Annotated in this window: 19 protein-coding genes; 9 read left to right on the top strand and 10 right to left on the bottom strand. The window is 67.9% G+C overall.

Features of this window, described 5'->3' with window-relative positions:
- Positions 1-5: 5 nt before the first annotated feature.
- From ACFC4D_RS28240 to ACFC4D_RS28230, 3 genes are all read right to left on the bottom strand, one after another.
- Positions 6-230 carry an exodeoxyribonuclease VII small subunit gene (locus ACFC4D_RS28240; protein WP_364640203.1) on the bottom strand — a complete coding sequence of 75 codons (225 nt, stop codon included), beginning with the start codon at positions 228-230 and terminating at the stop codon, positions 6-8.
- Positions 227-1,453 (bottom strand): exodeoxyribonuclease VII large subunit, encoded by a 1,227-nt coding sequence (xseA, locus tag ACFC4D_RS28235; RefSeq protein WP_375966414.1) that lies wholly within the window; start codon positions 1,451-1,453, stop codon positions 227-229. The genes ACFC4D_RS28240 and xseA overlap by 4 nt, the downstream gene beginning before the upstream one ends.
- Positions 1,454-1,701: 248 nt before the next feature.
- Positions 1,702-2,436 (bottom strand): lipid droplet-associated protein, encoded by a 735-nt coding sequence (locus ACFC4D_RS28230; protein WP_376067957.1) that lies wholly within the window; start codon positions 2,434-2,436, stop codon positions 1,702-1,704.
- Between the two features lie 173 nt (positions 2,437-2,609).
- Here ACFC4D_RS28230 and ACFC4D_RS28225 point away from each other — a divergent pair, with 173 nt between their 5' ends.
- Positions 2,610-3,611 (top strand): 4-hydroxy-3-methylbut-2-enyl diphosphate reductase, encoded by a 1,002-nt coding sequence (locus tag ACFC4D_RS28225; protein ID WP_375965437.1) that lies wholly within the window; start codon positions 2,610-2,612, stop codon positions 3,609-3,611.
- 80 nt (positions 3,612-3,691) lie between these two features.
- On the opposite strand, the gene ACFC4D_RS28220 is transcribed toward ACFC4D_RS28225, so the two are convergent.
- A complete protein-coding gene (locus ACFC4D_RS28220) occupies positions 3,692-4,669 on the bottom strand; it encodes a DUF6542 domain-containing protein (protein ID WP_376067955.1) in 978 nt (325 codons plus the stop codon).
- A 77-nt stretch (positions 4,670-4,746) separates the two neighbouring features.
- Positions 4,747-5,895: a DNA recombination protein RmuC gene (locus ACFC4D_RS28215; RefSeq protein WP_375965442.1), complete on the bottom strand. Its 1,149-nt coding sequence runs from the start codon at positions 5,893-5,895 to the stop codon at positions 4,747-4,749.
- Positions 5,896-6,129: 234 nt separating this feature from the next.
- On the opposite strand from ACFC4D_RS28215, the gene ACFC4D_RS28210 reads away from it, so the two are divergent.
- Complete coding sequence (locus ACFC4D_RS28210; protein ID WP_376067954.1) at positions 6,130-7,428, top strand: exonuclease SbcCD subunit D; 1,299 nt, start codon at positions 6,130-6,132, stop codon at positions 7,426-7,428.
- A 91-nt stretch (positions 7,429-7,519) separates the two neighbouring features.
- On the top strand, positions 7,520-10,846 hold the full coding sequence (locus tag ACFC4D_RS28205) for an AAA family ATPase (RefSeq protein WP_376067952.1): 3,327 nt from the start codon (positions 7,520-7,522) through the stop codon (positions 10,844-10,846).
- A gap of 84 nt (positions 10,847-10,930) precedes the next feature.
- Here ACFC4D_RS28205 and ACFC4D_RS28200 read toward each other — a convergent pair whose 3' ends face one another.
- From ACFC4D_RS28200 to ACFC4D_RS28185, 4 genes are all read right to left on the bottom strand, one after another.
- On the bottom strand, positions 10,931-11,449 hold the full coding sequence (locus ACFC4D_RS28200) for a methylated-DNA--[protein]-cysteine S-methyltransferase (protein ID WP_376067950.1): 519 nt from the start codon (positions 11,447-11,449) through the stop codon (positions 10,931-10,933).
- Positions 11,446-12,972: an AlkA N-terminal domain-containing protein gene (locus ACFC4D_RS28195; RefSeq protein WP_376067948.1), complete on the bottom strand. Its 1,527-nt coding sequence runs from the start codon at positions 12,970-12,972 to the stop codon at positions 11,446-11,448. The genes ACFC4D_RS28200 and ACFC4D_RS28195 overlap by 4 nt, the downstream gene beginning before the upstream one ends.
- Positions 12,973-13,050: 78 nt before the next feature.
- A complete protein-coding gene (locus ACFC4D_RS28190) occupies positions 13,051-13,254 on the bottom strand; it encodes a YbdD/YjiX family protein (protein ID WP_376068239.1) in 204 nt (67 codons plus the stop codon).
- 52 nt (positions 13,255-13,306) lie between these two features.
- Entirely contained in the window at positions 13,307-15,631 is a 2,325-nt protein-coding gene (locus ACFC4D_RS28185; protein WP_375965455.1) for a carbon starvation CstA family protein, read from the bottom strand.
- 448 nt (positions 15,632-16,079) lie between these two features.
- On the opposite strand from ACFC4D_RS28185, the gene ACFC4D_RS28180 reads away from it, so the two are divergent.
- The 3 genes from ACFC4D_RS28180 to ACFC4D_RS28170 are packed head-to-tail and all read left to right on the top strand — an operon-like array spanning position 16,080 to position 19,137.
- Entirely contained in the window at positions 16,080-17,414 is a 1,335-nt protein-coding gene (locus ACFC4D_RS28180; RefSeq protein ID WP_376067947.1) for an ABC transporter substrate-binding protein, read from the top strand.
- Entirely contained in the window at positions 17,411-18,304 is an 894-nt protein-coding gene (locus tag ACFC4D_RS28175) for a carbohydrate ABC transporter permease (protein ID WP_375965459.1), read from the top strand. Before ACFC4D_RS28180 ends, ACFC4D_RS28175 begins: the two co-directional genes overlap by 4 nt.
- Positions 18,301-19,137: a carbohydrate ABC transporter permease gene (locus tag ACFC4D_RS28170; RefSeq protein ID WP_376067946.1), complete on the top strand. Its 837-nt coding sequence runs from the start codon at positions 18,301-18,303 to the stop codon at positions 19,135-19,137. The genes ACFC4D_RS28175 and ACFC4D_RS28170 overlap by 4 nt, the downstream gene beginning before the upstream one ends.
- 6 nt (positions 19,138-19,143) lie before the next feature.
- Here ACFC4D_RS28170 and ACFC4D_RS28165 read toward each other — a convergent pair whose 3' ends face one another.
- The gene (locus tag ACFC4D_RS28165; protein WP_376067944.1) at positions 19,144-20,100 is read right to left on the bottom strand and encodes a helix-turn-helix transcriptional regulator; all 957 of its coding nucleotides are present in this window, start codon (positions 20,098-20,100) and stop codon (positions 19,144-19,146) included.
- A 101-nt stretch (positions 20,101-20,201) separates the two neighbouring features.
- On the opposite strand from ACFC4D_RS28165, the gene ACFC4D_RS28160 reads away from it, so the two are divergent.
- The 3 genes from ACFC4D_RS28160 to ychF all read left to right on the top strand — a co-directional run bounded on the left by ACFC4D_RS28160 (position 20,202) and on the right by ychF (position 23,310).
- Complete coding sequence (locus tag ACFC4D_RS28160) at positions 20,202-20,831, top strand: TIGR03086 family metal-binding protein (RefSeq protein ID WP_364640161.1); 630 nt, start codon at positions 20,202-20,204, stop codon at positions 20,829-20,831.
- Between the two features lie 68 nt (positions 20,832-20,899).
- Complete coding sequence (locus ACFC4D_RS28155; protein WP_376067942.1) at positions 20,900-22,165, top strand: GDSL-type esterase/lipase family protein; 1,266 nt, start codon at positions 20,900-20,902, stop codon at positions 22,163-22,165.
- Between the two features lie 65 nt (positions 22,166-22,230).
- Positions 22,231-23,310: a redox-regulated ATPase YchF gene (ychF, locus tag ACFC4D_RS28150; RefSeq protein ID WP_375965469.1), complete on the top strand. Its 1,080-nt coding sequence runs from the start codon at positions 22,231-22,233 to the stop codon at positions 23,308-23,310.
- Positions 23,311-23,324 lie beyond the last annotated feature (14 nt).

Below are 23,324 nucleotides of genomic sequence, written 5' to 3'. Positions count from 1 at the left end.
GCGGCTCAGCTCTCCTGGGACCGGTGCGCCAGTGCGTCTTCCACGCGCTTGCGCGCTCCGGCGAGGTGTTCCTCGCAGCGATTGGCGAGGGCCTCGCCGCGCTCCCACAGCGTGAGCGAATCATCCAGATCCAGGCCGCCCTGTTCGAGCATCTTCACCACGTTGACGAGTTCGTCACGGGCGCGTTCATAGCCGAAACCGGCGATCTCGGTGAGGTCGGTGTCCGTCATTTTTCGGTGGATTCCTTTCGCGGGCCGAGGGATTGGGAGCCGAGGGCGGCGGCGGTCAGCGCGCCGTCCGCCACTCGGATGCGGAGCTGACTGCCCGCGGGCGCGTCCTCGATGGACCGCACCACTTCGCGTTCCTTGCCGAGCACCTTCTGCACCACCGCGTACCCGCGCGCGAGCGTGGCGGCGGGGCCGAGCGCCGAGAGCTTCTCCCGCAGATGCCGGGTGGCGGTGGATTCGGTGCTCAGGCTCTGGTTGATGGCACGGCGGGTGGCGGTGCGGAACCGCTCCACCTCGTCATGCCGCTGATCGAGTAGTCGCAGCGGTTCGGCGAGCACCGGGCGCGAGCGAAGCTGTTGCAGCGCACGGGATTCGCGATCGACCCAGCCGCGCAGCGCGGCGGCGGCGCGGGCCTGTAGTTCACGCAGCAGCGCGGCCTCGGCGGCGGCGTCGGGGACGATGCGCTTGGCGGCATCGGTGGGGGTGGCCGCGCGCAGATCCGCGACATAGTCGCTGAGCGGGTTGTCCGGCTCGTGGCCGATTGCGCTGACGATCGGCGTGGTCGCGGAAACTATTGCGCGGCACAGCGTTTCATCCGAGAACGGCAGCAGATCCTCGACACTGCCGCCACCGCGCGCCAGTACGATCACATCGATCTCCGGATCGGCGTCCAGCGCGGCGAGCGCCTCCAGCATCTGCGGGACGGCGGTCGCGCCCTGTACGGCGGTATTGCGAATATCGAAGCGCACGGCGGGCCAGCGCTGCGTCGCCACCGTCACCACATCGTGTTCGGCGGCGCTGGCGCGACCGGTGATGAGCCCGATCTTATTGGGCAGGAACGGAATCGGCCGCTTCAGCCGGGGATCGAAGAGTCCCTCGGCCGCCAGCAGCGCCTTGAGCCGTTCGATGCGGGCGAGCAGTTCGCCGATGCCGACGGGGCGAATCTCGGTGACGCGCAAGGACACCGTGCCGCGTGCGGTGAAGAACGACAGCTTGCCGTAGACCACCACCCGGCTGCCCTCCTGCAGCGGCACCGGGGATTTGCGCAGCAGATCCGGATCGCAGGTGACCGAGAGCGACATATCGGCGGCGGTATCGCGCAGCACCAGGAATGCCGTGCGGGTGCCGGGCCGCAGATTGATCTGGGTGATCTGGCCCTCGACCCAGACCGCGCCCAGCCGGTCGATCCACTGCGCCACCTTGACGGCGATGGTGCGCACCGGCATCGGATTGTCGGCGGTACTGGACGGCTTCGGCGGAGGGGCCGGTGCTGCCGGTTGCGCCGCCTGGGCAGGTTGGTCGGGGGTCACCGCACCGATTCTGGCAGTAGGCACCGACGTACGGTGCTCACACCCGCCGAAAGTCCGTTCGTGCGATGGAATCCGTGCGGCGAAGCGAGGCTTGCGCCGGAAATGACAGAGCGCCGACCGTCCGGGCGTACCCGGCCCGGGCAGTCGGCGCTAAGGGAACCGTGTCACTTGGCCTGAACGGTCGCGATCCGATTCGTCAGCATGGTGACGAACGGGGCGCGGTCGCGGGTGTGCTGTTCGTAATCGAGCAGCGCGGCCAGATCCTCGACGGTGAGCATGCGCAGCCGGGCACGCAGCTGAGCCAGGGTCATATTGGTGTAGTCGTAGCGGGTGGCCACCTCGGGCTCGGTCACCGCGGCACTGCCGTTGTGGCCATTGGTGGACGCCTTGGAAGCCGTTGCGGGAGCGGCGGTTTCGACGGTCTCCGGCTCGGCGGCGACCGGCTCGGCCACCACCGCGGCGGTATCGGCGATTTCCGGTTCGGGCTGGGCCGCAACCGGTTCCGGCGCGATCTCGACCGGTTCGACGATGGAGAGAATCGGTTCGGAGGCCGCCGCGACCGGCTCCTCCTCGACCGAATCCACCGGCTCGAACAGATCGAAACTGCTCTTGCGTGCCGATTCCGGCGCGGCGCTGGGGGTTTGCTCGAATGCCTCGTCCTCATCGAACGTGGCCCACGCCGGCTGTTCTTCCGGCTGGTTGACCAAACGGTCGAATACGGCGTCACCCTTGAGAGCGAGGCTGGTCACGAACTGCTGCAGATGCATGGTCGTCTGCAACATCTGACTGATCGCGGTGATCGGGAAATTGATTGCACTGGTCGGTAGCCGGCGAGTTTCCTCTAAGGCGTAGACAGCAGCCCCGGCGGCGACCCGGGCTAGGAACGGAGGTCGGAACATGGTCCTAGCCTGCCCGAAACGCCGTGTGATGCAAAGGTGAGATGACACGGAATGTGATTGTGAGCCAATTCTGCTTCGCTTCATCACGCCGGGGGTGCGGCGACGGGGAGGCGAATGTGTTGCCGGTAATAGCCGGGGAGCGGCGGCCATAGGCGCCCAGTAGGCTGGGACGCATGTCCTCGGCTATCCCTTTGAATGTCGGAATCGTGCGGTCCGCCGGTGTGGATGCCGACGCGCCGAAACGGGTGCTGCTCGCCGAACCTCGTGGTTACTGCGCGGGTGTCGACCGCGCGGTGGTTACGGTGGAGAAGGCGCTCGAAAAGCATGGTGCGCCTATCTATGTGCGCAAGGAGATCGTGCACAACCGGCATGTGGTGGAGACGCTGCGGGATCGGGGTGTGATCTTCGTCGACGAGACCGATGAGGTGCCCGAGGGCGCGCTGGTGGTGTTCTCGGCGCACGGGGTGTCCCCGGCGGTGCACGAATCCGCCGCCGAGCGGAACCTGCACACCATCGACGCCACCTGCCCGCTGGTCACCAAGGTGCACCAGGAGGCCAAGCGGTTCGCGCGGGACGACTTCGACATTCTGCTCATCGGGCACGAAGGGCATGAGGAGGTCGAGGGCACCGCGGGTGAAGCGCCCGATCACGTGCAACTGGTGGACGGCCCGGACGCGGTCGACAAGATCACCGTGCGCGATGAGAACAAGGTGATCTGGCTCTCGCAGACCACGCTCTCGGTCGACGAGACCATGGAGACCGTGCACCGGCTGCGGGCCAAGTTCCCGAATCTGCAGGATCCGCCGAGCGATGACATCTGCTACGCCACCTCGAACCGCCAGACCGCGGTGAAGGCCATGGCTCCGGCCTGCGATCTGGTGATCGTGGTCGGCTCGCGCAACTCCTCCAATTCGGTGCGGCTGGTCGAGGTCGCGCTGACCGCGGGCGCTCGCGCCTCGTATCTGGTCGACTACGCCCGCGAGATCGATCCGTCCTGGTTCGAGGGCGTGCGCACGGTCGGCCTCACCTCGGGCGCGTCGGTGCCGGAGATTCTGGTCGAGGGTGTGCTGGACATGCTCGCCACCTACGGCTACGGCGAGGTGCAGCCGGTCACCACCGCCAACGAAACCCTGGTCTTCTCGCTGCCGCGCGAATTGCGTACCGCGCGCAGCTGATTCGCCACGAAAAGCAAATCCCCGCCCGCGCGATCACTCGCGGCGTGCGGGGATTTTTCGTATTCGTGAATTCGATCGGCTCAGCGTTCGATGCGGCCCGAATCGCGTTCGCGGTAGCGCACATTGGGGCGCGGGTGCGGCGGCATCTCCGGGGTCTGGGCACGGCGGCGGCGGCCTTCGGTTCCGGCCGGGTTGGCACGGTCGGCGGGGTTCGCGCGTTCGGCGCGGTCGGCCGGATTGGCGCGCCGCTCGCCCGGGGGCTTGCGGTCGCCGGTGGGTTTGCGGTCCGGGTTCGGCTTGCGATCGGCGGGCGGGGTGCGCTTGCGATCGTTGCCGGACTGGCGCGCGGCCGACTGCCGACCGGCGGCCTGACCGGAGGCGGGCTGGCGGTCCGCGCCGACTCGCGGCGGGCGGGACGCCACCCGTCCGGCGGGACGGCGGGTGGCCGCGGTCGACTCGGCGGCGTCGCCGTCCTGCTCGTCAGCGCCGGACCGGAAGCGTCGTCTGGCGGGTTCCTTGGTATCGGTCGCTCCGGCGCGCTGGGCGCGGGCGGCTCCGGCCGGGCGGGCGGTGCGGGCGCGCGGCTTGAATGACGCGCCACCCGAATCGCCCTGCTGCTCGCGACGGTGCATGGCCACCCGGATCGCACCGATGATCAGCACCAGCACGGTGGCCAGCGCCATGGTGGGGAACCGATTCACCAGCGGGATGGCCAGATTCAGCAGGATTTCCTTGACCTTGAATCCGCCCGCCGAGTTGCCGAGCATCTGCTGATACGCCAGCGGGACGGCTAGGAAGAGCAGTAGCGGCGGCACCACCATCGTGGTGAAGAGTCCGCGGTATCGCACGATGAGCGCGGCCAGTACGCAGCCGATCACATACAGCGAGGCGAAGGTGCCCGTCAGCTCATCGCCACCCATGGTGTCGATCAGGAATCCGATGAAGGTGCAGGTCACGGCAGTGAGCACCGCGGCGCCGGCGGGGACGCCGGGGACCGTCGGCAGGATCGAACGGTGCGACGGGGGCACCTCTGCTCGCTCGCGCTGGGTAACTGCCACGTCAAGCACACTAAAGCATGTGACGGTTCCGCGAGGTAGGCGACATCATGCGGAGATACTCGAGCGCGTCAAGCGTATTAGTCCTTTTCGGCGAAACCCACCGCCCTCGGCCAGGTTTCCACCCGCTGAATTTCCTCCACCGGGGTGTCCGAAATCTCCAGATCATGAAGTTTGCGAGCAGTCACCATCACGCGTGTCTCCATGGACGCCACGGTGAAATTGAACGAATCCACCGCCTTGCCCAATTGCGCCCCGAGCCGATCCAGATGACGGCCGGTGGTGCCGAGCCGGGCATACAGTTCCCGGCCCAACTGCTGGATCACCGCCATGTCCTGGGACATGGCCTCCTGCCGCCAGCCCAGAGCCACCGTGCGCAGCAGCGCCATGAGCGTGGTGGGCGTGGACAGCACGACATTGCGGCCGAAGGCGTATTCGAGCAGACCGGGATCAGCGCCCAGCGCGGCATCGAGGAACGGATCGCCCGGTACGAAGAGGATCACGAATTCGGGGGAGGGGTCGAAGGCCGCCCAGTACTCCTTGGCCGCCAGCTGATCGACGTGATTGCGTAGATGTTTGGCATGCCGGGCCAGTTGGTTGTCGCGCTCGCGCGGATCCTCGGTGGCGGCGGCTTCGAGATAGGCGGTGCACGGGACCTTGGCGTCCACCACGATGTGCCGGCCACCCGCGAGCCGCACCACCATGTCCGGCCGCACCACGCCCTCGGTGCTGCCCGTGCTGCCCGCGCGCCGGGTGACCTGGGTGTCGAAATCGCAATGCCGGGTCATGCCCGCGAGTTCGACCACCCGCTCCAGCTGGATCTCACCCCACCGCCCGCGCACCTGCGGCGCGCGCAGTGCCGCCACCAATTGCGAGGTCTGCGTGGAGAGTTGATGCGAGGTGCGCTGCATTCCCGCGACCTGTTCGCGCAGACCGGAATACGCGTTGATGCGATTGTGCTCGACTTCCTGGATATGCCGATTGAGCGTCCCCACCGCTTCCCGCAGCGGTTCCATCATCGCCCCCACCGCATGCGAATGCCGCCGCGCCGCATCCTCACTCGCGGCCCCCAGTGACTGATGCAACAACCGCTCGTTATCGCGCATGGCACCCAGCCGCGCCTCCGCCACGGCCGCCCGCTGCCCCGCCCGCGCGGAATGCCCGAGCCAGCCGACGGCAAGCCCCGCGATGAACACCAACAACAACGCGAACAGCATCGATGCGGTCATGGCACGCGAGTTTGCCCCATCCCACCGACAAAGTCGCGAAGGCCGGCAACCTCCGAGCGGCACCGCATCCGGAATTCGCAGCTACAAGCCGCGACAACGGATTTCGCGAGTCCGGAGAACTCGCCGGATATGTCCGAAGCGCATATCGCCCGGCGCGCGATAACACCGGCGAGTTCCGGGCGGCTCGCGAGGGTATCGGTGATTCTGTCGGGGTGATCGCCTACCGTCGGCGGCATGCGAATCCTGCACACCTCCGACTGGCATATCGGCCGCACCTTTCACGGTGTCGATCTGCTGGGCGATCAGGAGTGCGCGCTGCGCGCCATTGCCGAGTTGGTGACGGCGGAGCGGGTGGATGTGGTGGTGTTGCCGGGGGATGTGTACGACCGGTCCATTCCGAGCGCGGACGCCATCGCGGTGTGCAATCGGGGATTCGAGGCGATTCGCGCGGCGGGCGCGGTCATTGTGGCGACGTCGGGCAATCACGATTCACCGACGCGGCTGGGGGCGCTCGGGACTTTCGCGGCGGCGGGCGGATTGCATCTGCGTTGCGGCATAGCCGAAGTGGCGCGGCCGGTAATGGTGTCCGATTTGCACGGAGAGGTGGCTTTCTACGGAATCCCATACCTGGAGCCGGAAATCACGCGCGCGGAACTGGGCGTGCCGCAGGCGCGTTCGCACGCCGAGATTCTGGATGCCGCCATGGGATTGATCCGGGGCGATCTCGCCGAGCGCACCGGAATCCGCTCGGTGGTGCTCGCGCACGCCTTCGTGGTGGGCGGTGAGGCGACCGGTTCCGAGCGCTCCATTTCGGTGGGCGGGGTGGAGACGGTGCCGCTCGGGGCGTTCGAGGGCATCGACTATGTGGCGCTCGGCCATCTGCATTCCCCGCAGATCCTGTCCGAGTCGGTGCGGTACTCCGGTTCTCCGCTGCCGTACTCGTTCGGTGAGCGCTCGCATCGCAAGGCGGTGTGGGTGATCGACCTCGATGCCGACGGGTTGTCGGCGGTGACGCGGCACGAACTGCCCGTGGTGCGCGGGCTCAGCCAGATCAGCGGCACGCTGGAAGAGTTGCTCGAAGCGCCGGAATACGCGGCCGCCGAGGCGGATTACGTCTCCGCGACGCTCACCGACCACGCCCGCCCGGTCGACGCGTTGCGCCGCCTGCGCGAGCGTTTCCCGCACGCGGTGCATGTGGAATGGGTACGCCCGGAAGGCAATCCGGAACTGCACTACCGCGAGCGGGTGCACGGCCGTCGCGATACCGAGATCGCGCAGAGCTTCCTCACCGATGTGCGTGGCGCACCGACCTCGGGCGAGATGACCTGGCTCGAACGCGCCCTCGCCGCCGCCGTGCGGGAGCAGGACGGGCCGACCCGTGCGCCCGCGCGGCAATCGGATGCCGAGGGTAAGCCGATCGCCGACGACGGTGGGACCCGGCTATCCGGGGAAGGTGAATTGGACGGCGATCCCGAACTGTTCGGGCTGACTCCGCCCGAATCCGACGGTGGCGCAGGCGAGTTGACCGCATGAGCGGTAATTTCCGAGCCGCGACGGCGTGTCCCGAGGACGGTTGCGGGCGTCGGGTTGTTGGATGGTGCGTGGAGGCGGAAGGGGACGGCGCGTGCGGCTGCATCGTTTGGAGCTGACGGCATTCGGTCCGTTCGCGGAGACCGCCGTCGTGGATTTCGATGAGCTCGGCGCGGATGGCCTGTTCCTGCTGCACGGCCAGACCGGCGCGGGTAAGACCACCGTCCTGGACGCGGTCGCCTTCGCGCTCTACGGCAGCGTGCCCGGTGCGCGCGGTGAGAAGCGCCTGCACTCCGACCACGCCGATGAACAGACCCCGCCGCGCGTGCAATTGGAGGCCACCCTCGGCGGCCGCCGCCTGCGCCTGACCCGTTCGCCGGAATTCCAGCGTCCCAGTTCGCGCGCGAAAAGCGGCTGGGTCAAGGAGAACGCGTCGGCCACCCTGGAATGGCTCGACGGCCGCGGCCAGCATCTGTCTCGCATCCCGGATATCGGTGAGGAGATTCTGCGGCTGCTCGGCATGAGTGCCGACCAGTTCTTCCAGGTGGTGCTGCTGCCCCAGGGGGATTTCGCCCGCTTCCTGCGCGCCGATAACGAGGACCGCGAGAAGCTGCTCGAAAAGCTCTTCGACACAGAACGTTTCGGCACGGCAGAACAGTGGCTGAACGATAAGCGCCGCGCGGGCAGCACCGACCTGGACACCCGCAAGGCCACCATCGACCGCCTCATCGGCCAGGTCGTCACCGCCGCCGGTCTGCCCGCCACCGAAACCGCTGGTCTGCTCGAATCCGGTGAATGGTCCCGCACCCTGCTCGAATCCGCGCGCACCGACCTCACCGCCACTACTGCCGAACGCGAACAGCGCCAGCACATCTCGAACCGGGCCCGCGTCGCCGCCGAAGAGCAGCGCCGCCTGCACGGCCTGCGTGCCCGCCACGCCGAGGCCACCACCCGGCTCGCCACCCACGCCGCGTCCGCACCCCACCGCGACGCCCTGCAATCCGAACTCGATCGCGCCCGCCGCGTGGAACCGGCACACGCCGCCGTCGCGGAGGCCCGCGCCGCCGCGGTGACCCTGAACCGCCGCGACAAGGATGCCGTCCGCGCCGCCGAGCACCTCGCCACCCGCCTGCTGGAACCCCCATCCGCCGAACTCGACGGAACACATTGGGCCGCAACCGACCTCGCGGCAACCGAACTCTCCGGCAGCGACTTCGCACTGGATCTCGAGTCGATCGGGCCGCTCGGGGTCGCCGTGTCCGATCGCGACGGTGACTCATGGCATACGCCCGATCATCGTGGTGGTGCGGATGCGGAACCGGACCCTGACTTCGATGTCCTTCCTGCCGCCGGGGTGGGCGGTGGCCACGGCGAGAACGACCGGCAGCCGAACGAATCGGCGAATGGCCCGGGCGCGCCGGATTCCGCGCGCGATCAGAGCACGTCGGCGCGGACTGTGGGACGCGGGCTGGAGGCTGCCGCGCAGCGGTGGAGTGCGCAGATGGGCGCGCTGGACGAGGTGCGCTCGGACGCGGATTCGGCCAAGCGGCTGATGGGGGAGCTGTCGCGGCTGCGGCGCGAGCAGCAGGAGCTTGCCGGGCAGCTGTCGAAGGTGACGGAGCGGCGGGCGAAATTGCCGGAAGCCATTGCGGGGGTGGAGGTTCGGCTGCGCGACGCCACCGATGCGGCGGCGGGTCTGCCGGTGCTGGAGGCGGAGCGGGAACGGTTGCGCACCGCCGCGAAGGCGGCACTGGAATTGGAGCAGCGGCGCGGGGAACTGACCCGTGCGGCAGCGGTTTTCGAGTCGGCGCGCACGAAGCATCTGGACGCGCGGGAGCATACGCTCGCCCTGCGCGAGCATCGGCTGGCCGGGATGGCGGCGGAATTGGCCGGGGCACTGGTCGATTCGGAACCGTGCGCGGTGTGCGGGTCGGCGGAGCATCCGGCACCGGCGCAACCCGCCGCGCAGGCGGTTTCCAAGGAGGCCGAGGAGGCCGCGCTACAGGCCGAGCGGGCCGCCGAAGCCGCCCGTGATCGCGCCGGACAGCAGGTCGCCGAATTGGAGCGCGCGATCGAAGTACTGGTCGAACGTGGTGGTGACGCCGATAAGGCGGAACTGGCCAGCGGATTGGCGGCTGCCGAGACGCGGTGGAACGAAGCTCGGGGCCGCGCCGAGCTGGCGAACGGTCTCACCGTGGAACTGCAACGCCTGCGGACCGAGGAATCCGGACTGCAGGAAGAGTTGCGCGACTGCGAAAGTCGCGGCAGCGCGGCGATGGAACGCATTATCGCCACCGATCGCAGGCTCGCCGAACTCACCGAGCGCCTGACCACCGCCGCCGGAGCGGACGGCACCGTGGAGCGCCGCCGCGCCCGCTTGGACGCGCTGGTGGCCGGTGCCACCGCTCTGCGCGAGGCGCGCGCTGCTGCTGCCCTGGCTCGCGAGCAGGTCGCCGCCCTCGCGCTGCGCGTCGAAAAGCTCTCCTACGAAGCGGGTTTGGTCGACACCGCGCCGCCGGTCATGGGTGAGACCGGTCCGGACTATGCCGTCCTGGGCGAATACGCCCGCGCGGTCGAGGCGGCGTCGCGGACCGCGCAACGCCAGGCCGATATCGAGGCCGAGCTGACCAACGCCGACCGCGCCCGCGCACACGCCGAGGCGGTGCTCGCCGAGCCCGAGATTCGCGCCGCGGCCGATATCGTCCCCGGCGATCTCGAAGCCCTGGAATCCGCTGTCGCGGAAGCACAATCGGCCCTGGAACGCGCCATCTCCGCGCATACGGTGGCGGCTCGCCGCGTGGAGCAGCTCGAAGAACTGTGTTCCCAGCTCTGGGCCGCGGTCGACCGTATCGCCCCGCTCCAGCGCGCCCACGAAGAACTCGCCCGCCTGGCCGAAGTGGTATCGGGCCGTGGCGAGAACAATCGCCGAATGTCGTTGCGCTCCTACGTCCTTGCCGCCCGCCTGGAAGAAGTGGCGGTGGCGGGTTCGGTTCGCCTGCGCCGCATGTCCGGTGGCCGTTACGAATTCGTCCACACCGATGTGGCAGGCCCGCGCGGCCGCCGCGGCGGCCTCGGCCTGGATATCCGCGACGACTACACCGGCGCGATCCGCCCCGCCAAAACCCTCTCCGGCGGCGAAACCTTCATGGCCTCACTGGCTCTCGCCCTCGGCCTGGCCGATGTGGTAGCGGCGGAGTCCGGCGGCCTGGTCCTGGACACCCTCTTCATCGACGAGGGCTTCGGCAGCCTCGACGCCGACACCCTGGACGCGGTCATGGGCGTCCTGGACGAACTCCGCTCCGGCGGCCGCGTCGTAGGCGTAGTCAGCCACGTAGACGAAATGCGCCAGCGCATCCCCAGCCGCCTCCATGTAATCCGCGGCCGCACCGGCTCCCACCTCGAAACCTCCCTCACCGCCTAGCTGCCCGCCGATCAAAGGTCCGGGCGTCCGCGACGATCGATCGGCGGTCCGGTTCGCGCGTGCGGGGTTGGTGTCGTTCGCGATTCAGTGGGATTCGTGGTCGAGGAGCCACTGTTTGATCGGCAGGCCCCAGCGGAAGCCGCCGAGGGTGCCGTCGGTGCGGAATATGCGGTGGCAGGGGATGAATAGGGCGGCGGCGTTGCGGGCGCAGGCGTTGGCCGCGGCGCGGGTGGCGGCGGGGCGGCCGGAGGCGGCGGCGAAGTCGGTGTAGGTGATCGGTTCGCCGGCGGGGACTTTGCGCAGCACTTCCCAGGCGTGTACGAGGAAGGGGCCGGAGACCTGGCGGACCGCGATCGAGTCGATGACGGTCAGGTCGCCCGCGTGGTACCGCTCGATGGCGGTGGTGACCCGGCCGAGCTCGGTGCGCTCGCGCAGGGCTCCGGGGCGCAGGGTGGTGTGGATGAGCCCGCGCAGGTTCTCCGCATCGGCCGTCCAGCCGGAGGCCAGTACCGCGCCCTCCGCGTCGACGAGCGCGGTGAACGGTCCCGCCGCGGTGGTGACGGTGGCGAAATCCGCTGTGCCGGAGTTGATTCGGGTGTTCACGGGGCTGTACTCGCTTTCCGGGCGCCGGATGCGCCGTCGGTGGTGGATGCGGGGGTGGTCAGCGCGTGCTTCCAGAGGTGCATGGTCAGGTAGGAGCGCCAGGGGGACAGGCGTGCGGTGTCGGCGAGATCGATATCGAGCAGTGTCGCGCCGCGCCGCACGATCAGATCGGAGGCGAGCAGTACGTCCGGGTCGGCGAGTAGTCGCATGGTGACGTAATCGGCGGTCCAGGGGCCGACGCCGTCCAGGGCCAGCAGATCGCGTCGCAGGTCGGAGGCCGTGCGCCCGGCATGCAGTACCAGTTCGCCGTCCGCGATCGCGCGCGCCGCCGCCACGATCGCCTCGATTCGCCGGGTCGGCCCGGTGAGCACTTCGGCCCCGTGCTCGGCGATGGCCGCGGGGGTGGGGAACAGGTATGGAATCGGACCCGGAATGGATTCGCCGAGCGTCTGCACCAGCCGCGCGGTATGCGTATTCGCCGCCGCCACCGAGATCTGCTGCCCGATCATGGTGCGCAGCAACAGTTCCGGGCCGTCCAGGCAGCCGGGAACGCGAATGCCGGGTGACAGCACGCTCTCCGGCCGATCGCCGGGCGCGATCGAAAGCGGTAGTGCGCCGGTCATTCCCGTCGCCAGCGCCTCGTCGATGCCGACCGGGTCGGCATCCAGATCGAGGAAGTGGCGCAGCCGGGCAACGGTCGGCGCGAGATCCCGCATATCCTGTAGCGCCAGTGAGGCGCGGACGTGTCCGGGCTGGACCGACATGCGAACCGTGGTGTGCCCGTGCGGAGTTCGCAGGCTGCGACTGTAGTGCCCGTCCTCCCAGAGTTCCAGCCCGGGCACGGCGTGTGCGGACAGGAACCATTCCAGCCACTGCTTGTCCAGCGGTTCCCGATACGGAAGCCGCAGTGTCAGCAGGCCATTGGTGGCGGGCAGGGTATCGCCGTTGCGGCGGCGGGACTCTTCGCGCAGGGTGGTCGGGCTGACCGCGAACACCTCGCGCACGGTGTCGTTGAACTGCCGGATGCTCGCGAAACCCGCCGCGAACGCGATATCCGACATGGACAGCCGGGTGGTCTGGATGAGCAGCCGGGCGGTGTGCGCGCGGTGTGCGCGCGCCAGTGCCAGCGGCCCGGCCCCGAGCTCACTGGTGAGCACCCGGGTCAACTGCCGCTGCGAATAGCCGAGGGTGTCGGCCAGCGCGGGCACGCCACCGCGTTCGATCACCCCGTCGGCGATCAATCGCATGGCGCGAGCGGCCAGGTCGGCCCGGGTATTCCACAGCGGCGACCCGGGGGCCGCGTCCGGCAGGCAGCGGCGGCAGGCCCGGAAGCCCGACTGCTGCGCGGCCGCCGCCGTCGGCAGGAAGCTGACATTGGCGGGTTTCGGGGTGATCGCGGGACATGAAGGGCGGCAATAGATTCCGGTGGTGCGCACCGCGGTCACGAACTGCCCGTCGAAGCGGGCGTCGCGGGTGGCCACGGCGCGGTAGCACCGTTCGAAGTCCAGATCATTCGCACTCACAACAACCACAATCGCAGCCGCCGCCACCGAGCGCTAGCGGAAATCAGACGCGAGCGTCAGCGGGAATGAGACATGCCCTCAGCAGCAGCGGTTGGCGGGGTTGCGCGCCGCGGCGTCGTGGCGGTCGCGCCAGTAATCGCGTTCGCTGGGGACCTCGGCGTCGGGGTGCTGGAGCCGCAGGTGCTGGACGTAGCGCTGGTAGTCGTTGCCGCCCAGGATCGAGTTGAACCACCAGATCACGCCGCGAAGGGCACGTAGAACCGTGCGCCCCGTCGACCGCAGGAGTCCTGCGGTCGACGGGGCGGCGGAGTCGTTCATCGGAACCAATTTTGACTCAGTGCGCGTGCGCGGTGGGTTTGACCTTGCCGGTGGCGGCCAGGTCGTCCCATTCCCGCTGGACTTCCTTCTCCGCCTTGGTGGCCAGGAAGGAGCTCGGCCCGAAGATCTTCGACGGCGTCTCCTCCGATTCGGTGGTCTCCACCTCGCCCTTGCGAATGGCGCGCAGGCACACCCACACACCGACGGCCGCCACGATCAGCACCAGCACCGCGAACACGATCGACAGCGTGCCCTGGATGAAGGTATTGCGAATCGTCTTGTCCAGGTTGTCGATCTGTGTCTGCAGGGCCGCGGCGTCCGCCACGCCCTTGGGCAGCTGCCCCGAATCCTGCGCGGCGAGATAGGCGTCGCGCTTGGTCACGGTGTTGTTGTGCAGCGTCCAGTAGCCGATCTTCGGATCGCCCGAGAAGATCTTCTGGAACGAGGCGGTCATGGTGACGATGAGATCCCAGACCAATGGCACCGCCGGAATCCAGGCCCATTTCACCAGGCCCTTTTTCACCACGATGGCCAGCACCACGGTCAGCGCCACCGCGGCCAGCAGCTGATTCGAGATGCCGAACAGCGGGTAGAGGGTATTGATGCCGCCCAGCGGATCGGTGACGCCCATGAGCAGCACCGAACCCCACGCCGCGACGACCAGCGCCGAGCACAGCCACGCCCCGGGCAGCCAGGACGGATCCTTGAACTTCTTGGCCGCGCCACCCAGATTGCCGAGCGAATCCGAGAGCATGAACCGCGCCACGCGGGTGCCCGCGTCGATGGTGGTGAGGATGAACAGCGCCTCGAACATGATCGCGAAGTGGTACCAGAACGCCTTGAGCCCGGACCCGCCGAAGAGCTTGTGCAGCACCTCGGACATGCCGATGGCCAGCGTCGGCGCGCCACCGGTGCGCGAGACGATCTTGCTCTCACCGATATCGGCGGCGGCCTGGTTCAGCTGGGCCGGCGTGATCGGATCACCGTGCAGCCCAAGGCTGTTCACATAGGCCGCGGCCTTGTCCGCACTGCCGCCGGTCACCGCCGGGCTGGCATTGATGGCGAAGTACAGGTGCTGATCGATGATGCTCGCGGTGATGATCGCCATGACCGCCACGAACGATTCCATCAGCATGCCGCCGTAGCCGATCATGCGCGCCTGCGACTGCTTGGCCAGCAGCTTGGGCGTGGTGCCCGAGGACACCAGGGCGTGGAATCCGGACAGCGCACCACACGCGATGGTGATGAACAGGAACGGGAACAGATTGCCCGCGAACGACGGACCATCGCTGTTGCCCGCGAACTGCGAGATGGCGGGAGCCTGCAGCACCGGCATGGTGACCAGCACGCCGACGGCCAGCAGGCCGATGGTGCCGATCTTCATGAAGGTGGACAGGTAATCGCGCGGGGCGAGCAGCAGCCACACCGGCAGCACCGAGGCGATGAAACCGTAGATGATCAGCATCCACGCGATGCTGGTGCCGGAGAGCGTGAAGAAGTCACGGCCCCAACCGGATCCGGCCACCCAGTTGCCGGAGATGATGGCCAGCAGCAGCAGTGCGAAACCGACCAGCGAGATCTCGCCGACCTTGCCCGGTCGCACGAAGCGCAGGTACACGCCCATGAACAGTGCGATCGGAATGGTCATGGCGATGGAGAACACGCCCCACGGGCTGCCGCCCTCGAGTACGCCGGTCTTCGGATTCGGTGTCGCCGCAAGGGCATTCACCACCACGATGCCGAGCACGGCGAGCAGGATCATCATGATGACCAGGACGGCCACGATGGCGGCGACGCCGCCGACCACGCCGAGTTCATCGCGCGCCATCTGCCCGAGGCTGCGGCCGCGCCGCTTCACCGAGGCCCACAGCACCAGATAGTCCTGCACCGCACCGGCGAACACGACGCCGACGATGATCCAGATGGTGCCGGGCAGGTAGCCCATCTGCGCTGCAAGCACGGGGCCGACCAGCGGTCCGGCACCGGCGATGGCGGCGAAGTGATGGCCGAACAGGACGCGGCGGTCCATCGGCATGTAGTCGCGGCCGTTCTCCAGCTCCTCGGCGGGAGTGGCGACGTCATCGCGCGGTTTGGTGATCTTCCATTCGATCAGCCGCGAATAGAACTGGTACGCCAGCACATACGTGCAGACGGCCGCCACCACGATCCAGACCGCGTTGACGTCCTCCCCGCGCATGAACGCGAGGATGGTCCAGGCGATGGCGCCGAGAACGGCGATGGCCAGGAAGATGCCCTTCTTGGCGGGCGTAAGAGGCGTCCGGTCCACGACACCGACCGGAGGCAGGTCGGGGTCCGTCCGGAGGTATTCGATGGTCGCCATGCGACAACTCTCCCGTGCGGTACAGCGAAGCTAACTGATTTCGAGCACAACGTAGCGGAACCGACACGCCTGGAATGCGGCTTTCGCCAGCCGTTCAACAGGTGTCGTACCGATGGGTATGGGTGACCCGGCGGCCGCTCGGTGCCGGGGGACGGGGTGGCGCAATCCGGCGTTGGCTCCCGCGAGTCCGCGTGTTCTCCGCGTGTCGCAGGTTGCTCTCCGTATGCTGCCATGCTGATCTGAGACCTGGGCCACAGGGTCCGCAACCGGAGGAGACCCTCGTGACCCGGAGGTCGTTCTACTCATGCCCGTACTTTCGGCCTTGGATGTGCGCTTACGACCGATTTGCGACGAACGGTGGATCCACTGCGCCGAACGGTAGGAAATCCGCGGCGAACGGCGGACCTGATGTGGCGCACGCGACAATCCCCGCCGGGGTGCGGGTCTGATGCCCGGCGGCAGTTCGGTTCGCGGCGGTGCACTCTCGCGCCGGGCACTGCTCGGCGGCGCGGCGGCCGCGGCCCTCGCGGCGGCGACCGGTGGCTGCGGCGGGGGCGATGACGATGCGGTGACCTTCTTCTTCCAGGCGCGCCCGGAGGAGGCGCGGTCCCGGCTGGCGATCATCGAGGAATTCCAGCGGCGGCGGCCCGATATCAAGATTCGCACCATCATGTCCGGGCCGGATCCGCTGCAGCAGATGCTCACCTACTGCGCGGGCGGGAAATGTCCGGATGTGCTGATGTCGTGGGAACTGCTCTACGCGGGCTTGGCCGATCGCGGGGTGCTGGTCGACCTGCGGGAGTTCCTCGACCGCGATCCGGCGTACGCCGCCGAGTTGGAAGCGGATGGGTATGCGCCGCTTCGCGATACGTTCGTCTGGAAGGGCGGGCAGTACGCGCTGCCGGAGCAGTGGTCGGGCGTGTTCCTCTATTACAACCGGAAGCTGTTCGAACAGGCCGGGATTCGGCCGCCCGGCCGCTGGTCCGATGCCTGGTCGTTCGCTGAATTCCTCTCCGCCGCAGAGACTCTCACCTATCGTGATGCGGACGGGCGGGCCCGCCAGTGGGGTTTCGTCGACGCGTGGGTGCCGTACTTCTCGGCGGCCTGCTTCGGTATGAACAATGGCGCGGAGTGGTTCTCGCCGCCGGTGCGCCCGGAACGCACCAACATCGGGGATCCCCGTTTCGCCGAAGGACTCCAGTTCTATGCGGATCTGGCCGTGAAACACCGAGTCGCACCGAGTGTCGGTGACCGGCAATCGGTTTCGGCGCAGGACCTGTTCCGCAGCGGACGCGCCGCCATGCTCATGGGCGGGCACTGGCTGTACTCGGAATTCACCGGGCGCGATGATCTCGACTTCGATGTGACTGTGCTGCCGGTCGGCCCGCACGGTGGACCCGGCGCGATCACCGATGTCGGCAGTACCGGTCTGGCCATCGCCGCCGCCAGCCCACGCCGCGAACAGGCGTGGGAATTCGTGAAATTCGCGACCGGGCCGGAGGGGCAGGCGCTCATCGCTGCCTCCGGGCTCTTCGTTCCGGTGCTCAAATCCGCCATGCGCGCACCGGGTTTCGCGGCGGCACATCGCGGTATCCGCAATCTCGAGGTCTTCACCGACGGCCCGGCGAACTCTCGTCAGATGGCGGTCACGCCGCTGTGGGGCAAGGTCGAATCGCTGCTCGAACGCGGCTGCAATCGGGTGCTGCGCGGTGCGGCCACCGCCGATTCACTGGGCGGGCGGACCGCGGCCGATATCGACGCGGTATTGCGGGCGGCGATATGACCGGGTCGAAGTTGGCGCGGCGGCGGGCGCGGGCCGGAGCATGGTTCGTCGCGCCCAATCTGGCCGCGATCGCGGTGTTTCTGCTTTTCCCGCTGGGGTTTTCGCTGTACCTGAGTTTCCATTCGTGGGATCTGTTCAGCCCGCCGCGATTCGTGGGTGTGGAGAACTATCGCAGGTTGTTCGCCGATGATCCGCTGTTTTTCATCGCGCTGCGCAATACCGCCGTGTTCACGCTGCTGACCTTGATACCCACCGTGCTGGTGAGCCTGGCCGTTGCGGGGCTGCTGAATCGAAAACTGCGGGGGATAGGCATCTTTCGCACCATCGCATTCCTGCCGCTGGTGGCCTCGACCGTGGCCATGGCCGTCGTCTTCCGTTTCGTGTTCGCCAGCGATGACGGCCTCGCCAATCTGTTCCTGGGCTGGTTCGGCATCTCGCCGGTGCCGTGGCTGACCGATCCGGATTGGGCGCTGGTCTCGCTCAGCCTGGTGACGGTGTGGAAGAGCGTGCCGTTCGCCACCGTCATCCTGCTGGCCGCCATGCAGGGTGTGCCCGAAAACCTCTATGAGGCAGCGGAAATCGACGGTGCGGGACCGCTGCGACGGTTCGTATCGATCACCATTCCGCTGATTCGCGGCGCACTGTCCTTCGTCTTCGTCATCACGGTCATCAACTCGGTGCAGGCGTTCGATCAGGCGTACGCGCTCACCGGCGGCAATGGCGGTCCCGAAACCGGCACCTACGTCTTGGGGATCATGCTGTTCCAGAACGCCTTCCGCTTCTACGAGGTCGGCTACGCCTCCGCGCTGGCCTGGGTGATCTTCGCGATCCTGCTGGCACTCACGCTGATTCAGCTGCGACTGTCCCGGCGCGCGGAGGCGGAACTGTGAGGGGAACGCCCGCTCGCCGAATCCTGCGGCCACTGCTCATCTACACGGCTTTGATCGCCGTCGCCTGGTGCGCCCTCGCCCCCATCCTGTGGGCGGTGTCGGCGTCCCTGAAGTCCGAGGGCGAACTCATCGACCCCTCGGCCCTCCCGGCGCATCCCCAATGGTCCAACTACACGGACGTTTTCGACGCCATCCCGCTCGGCCGCATGCTGCTCAACACCACCGTCTACGCCGCCTGCGTCACCGCCGGTCAGGTCTTCTTCTGCTCGCTCGCCGGATATGCCTTCGCCCGCTTGCGTTTTCCCGGCCGCGAGACGCTCTTCCTCGCCTACCTCGCCACCCTCATGGTCCCGCTCACGGTGACCGTGATCCCGCAGTTCCTGCTCATGCGCGCCTTCGGCTGGATGGACACCCCCTGGGCCATGATCGTCCCCGGGCTGTTCGGCAGCGCCTTCGGCACGTATCTGATGCGTCAGTTCTTCGCCACTCTCCCAACCGAATTGGAGGAGGCGGCGACCCTCGACGGCTGCACCCCGTGGCAGATCTACTGGCGTGTTCTGCTTCCGCACGCCCGTCCGGCGGTCATGGTGCTGGCGGTCCTGACCTGGATCACCGTCTGGAACGATTTCCTCTGGCCGCTGATCATGATTCAGCGCGATGAATACGCCACCGTGACCCTCGGCCTGATCCGGCTCCAGGGCCAATACACGACCAATTGGCCCCTTCTCATGGCCGCGGCCACGCTGATCCTGCTCCCGCTGCTGCTCATCTACGCCGTGGCCCAGCGCGCCTTCATTCGCGGTATAGCCATGTCCGGCCTCGGCGGCCGCTGACCCGCTTCACAATTGCGGTGGGGTGGCGGCGGCGTAGCGGCGGGCGAGCGTGCGCAGGTGGGTCACCAGTTCGGGCGGGCCGTCGACGCGGAAATCCATCATGAGCATGCTCAGGTAGATGGCGATCGTCTCCAATTTGTCCGCACCCGTGAGGAGCAGGCAGGAGGCGTCATCGATGGGTTCGACCACGCCGACCGTCGGGTTGATGCGGGCGATCACGGTGTCGGCGGATTCGAGAACGGTCACCCGGGCATGGACTTTCCAACCGGTCGAGGCGACCTCGCGCAGTACGAACGCCACCAGATTCTCCTCGGGCAGGGCGCGAGCGGCGAAGGCGCGGCCGGTGCGTTCCACCGCGGGCAGATCGGCCACGGGAAGTGCGCGCCAGGTGTGGTTCTCCAGGCTGTAGGCGACCAGGAACCAGCGGCGCTGCCAGCTGATCAGGCGGTAGGGCTCGAATTCGTGACCGTCCGCGCGCAGGGTGGTGGTGCCGCGGATCGCGGTGGCGATGGTGGTGAGGGTTTCGGCGGGGACGGGCGCGTCGGGTTCGCGGCCGCCGGTGACCGCGGGCCCGACCTCGGTGGTGCTGCGCAGCGCATTCACCTTGTGCTGCAGGCGTTTCGGCATGATGCGCTGCAACTTGGCCAAGGCTCGGGTGACGGTGGCGTCGATATCGGCGACGCCGGTACTGCCGTTCTCGGTGAGTCCCATGGATACCGCGACCGCCACGGCCTCCTCGTCATCGAGCAGCAGTGGCGGCATATTCGCGCCCTGACCCAGGCGATAACCGCCGATCGGACCGCGTTCGGCGTGCACCGGATAGCCGAGTTCGCGCAGCCTGGCAATGTCCTGGCGCAGCGTGCGATCGGTGACGGCGAGGCGTTCGGCCAGCTCACGGCCGGTATGGGTGTGGTCTTGCAGCAGGGAGAGCAGGCGCAGCAATCGGGTTGTGGTGGAGGTCACACTGCCGCCTTTCGATCACTTCCCAGTATTAGGAAGAAATCTAGCCTAATCGGCTCATACCTTTATCTCAACGGATCGAAACGACCTGAGAGGCAAGAACAATGAGCAACGACTCGCAGACCGCCAACACCCCCGCCGCCATCCTCGCCCCCGTCTGGCGCGATGTGCTCGCCACCTCCTACACCGCGCTCACCAGCGCCGTCGCCGGTGTCGGCGCCGATCAGTGGCAGCTCGCCACCCCCTGCAAGGAATGGACCGTCACCCAGGTCGTGCAGCACGCCGCCGGTGATCAGCTGGCCTACGCCAAGTTCCTGGGCATCGGCGACGGCCCGGCCTACGACCCCTTCGATCCGTCCGGCACCGTCGACGGCACCCCGGCCGCACTGGTCGCCGCCGCGGTCGAGGAGACCGCCGCCGCCTGGGCCACCGTCGCGGACGATGCCGAAACCGTCCCCACCCCGCTGCCGCACGGCGAACTCCCCACCCCGGTCGCGGCCGTCATGTGCGCCCTCGACGCCGCCGTGCACGCCTGGGATATCGCCATCGCCACCGGTCAGCCCTCGCCGCTGACCGAGGAGCTGTCCGGCCATCTGCTCACCGCCTCGCGCGGACTGGTGGAGCCGCTGCGGCAGTGGGGCGCGTACGCGGCGGTCATCGAATCCGATTCCGCGAGCGCCACTCCCGTCACCGATGAGCTGCTCGGTTACCTGGGCCGCGACCCGCGCGCCTGATATGCCACGAGATTTCGGCGATTCGGTGCGAGGCTGGTGGGCATGGACGACCTACCGGCCGGAGGCCGATGAACCGGATCACCGCCACGCGGGTCATCGCGGCGCTCTGCACCGCACTGCTTCTGCTCGCCGCCGTCACCGCCGCCACACCGGCCCCCGCGCCGGTGTGGCAGCCGGTGTGGGTGACCGCGCTGCAGCGGCCGGGTGACAGTTTCGCGCCCAACTGGTCCGGGGTGGGATTCGGGAATCAGACTGTGCGGCAGATGATTCGGACCAGCACCGCGGGATCGGTGCTGCGGCTGCGGTTGTCGAACAGCTTCGGCACGCGGGCGCTGGCGGTGACCGGGGCGACCATCGCGCGCAGCGCGGGCGGTGCAGCGATACACCCGGACAGCCTGCGGCACTTGACGATCGGTGGTTCTCCGGGCTTTCGAATCGAGCCGGGCGCGGACGCGGTCACCGATTCGATCGATATGCCGGTGCGGGCGCTGGAAACGCTCACGGTGACCCTGTACTTCGCCGACGCCACCGGTCCGGCGACGTTTCACGCTCAGGCCCAGAACAATTCGTACCTCGCCTGGGACGACCACCGGGCGGACGCCTCCGGCAATGCCTTCACCGTGAATTCCTCGTCCTGGTATTACCTCTCCGCCCTGGAGATCGAGCAGGCGTGGCCGAGCCGATCGGGCATTGCTTTGTTCGGCGATTCGTTCACCGAAGGCGTCGGCTCCACCTACGACGCGCACCGCAGTTATCCGGATCAGTTGGCCGAAGGTTTTGCCGCACAGGGTGAATCGCGCCCGGTACTGAATCTCGGCATCGGCGGTAACTGCCTGACGGCCGATTCGCGCTGGCTGGGGGACAGCGGGCTGTCCCGCTTCCGCCGCGATGTGCTCGACCAGCCCGGCATCGGCACCGTGGTGATTCTCGAGGGCATCAACGACATCTGGCTCGACGGCGCGAGCATGGCGCTGGGCGCACCGGTGCAGGGGGCCACCGCCGAACAATTGATCGCCGCGCACCGCACGCTCATCGAGCAGGCGCGGGACGCGGGCCTGCGGGTGATCGGCGCGACCATCCTGCCCGCGGGCGGTTCCGCGTTCGGCGGCGGTGATCGTGCTCGCTACGCCGACCACGACCGCGTCCGGAAAGCGGTCAACACCTGGATCCTCACCTCTGGTGAATACGACGCCGTCGCGGATTCGGCCATCGCACTGGCCGATCCGGCCGATCATGATCGCCTCGCGCCCGCGTTCGACAGCGGTGACCATCTGCACCCCAACGACGCCGGATACACCGCCCTGGCGGCGGTCGTCGCCGCTGCGCTGCGCTGACCGCGCGGCCTCCGCGCCCGCCCGGGTCCGTTCGGTCGGAACTGCGCAGGTAAACTCTCGTTCTCGTGAGTCTCACCCTCGGAATCGTCGGCCTGCCCAACGTCGGAAAGTCGACGCTCTTCAACGCGCTGACCCGCAACGACGTCCTGGCAGCGAACTACCCGTTCGCCACCATCGAGCCGAACACCGGTGTCGTGCCGTTGCCGGACCCGAGGCTGGCCAAGCTCGCCGAAATCTTCGGCTCCGAGCGCCAACTCCCCGCCGTGGTGACCTTCGTCGATATCGCGGGCATCGTGAAGGGCGCCTCCGAGGGCGAGGGCCTGGGCAATAAGTTCCTCGCCAATATCCGTGAGGCCGACGCCATCTGCCAGGTTGTGCGCGTCTTCGCCGACAGCGATGTGGTGCACGTCGACGGCAAGGTCGATCCGCTCGCCGATATCGAGGTCATCGAGACCGAGCTCATCCTCGCGGATATGCAGACCCTGGAGAAGGCGGTCGTGCGCCTCGACAAGGAAGCGCGCATCAAGAAGGACCGCAAGCCGGTCGCCGATGCCGCCAAGCAGGCGCAGGAGATCCTGAACGCGGGCCGCACCCTGTTCGCCGCCCAGAAGGAACTTGATGTCGAGCTGCTGAAGGAACTTTCGCTGCTCACCATCAAGCCGTTCCTCTACGTCTTCAACGCCGATGAGGCCGTCCTCACCGATGAGGCCAAGAAGGCCGAACTCAAGGCCGCCGTCGCCCCCGCCGACGCCGTCTTCCTGGACGCCAAGATCGAATCCGAACTCATCGAACTCGACGACGAATCGGCCCTGGAACTCCTCGAATCCATCGGCCAGTCCGAGCCCGGCCTGCACGCCCTGGCCCGCGCCGGCTTCCACACCCTCGGCCTCCAGACCTACCTCACCGCAGGCCCCAAGGAATCCCGAGCCTGGACCATCCACCAGGGCGACACCGCCCCCAAGGCCGCGGGCGTCATCCACACCGACTTCGAACGCGGCTTCATCAAGGCCGAAATCGTCGCCTACACCGACCTGGTCGCCGCGGGCTCCATGGCCGCCGCCAAGGCCGCGGGCAAGGTCCGCATGGAAGGCAAGGAATACGTCATGGCCGACGGCGACGTCGTCGAATTCCGCTTCAACGTATAGGTTTTCGCGAACCG

Source organism: Nocardia sp. NPDC056000, from assembly GCF_042269265.1.
Lineage (GTDB): Bacteria > Actinomycetota > Actinomycetes > Mycobacteriales > Mycobacteriaceae > Nocardia.
Note: the sequence above shows the minus strand (reverse complement) of the source record. Positions and strands in the feature narration are given on the sequence as shown.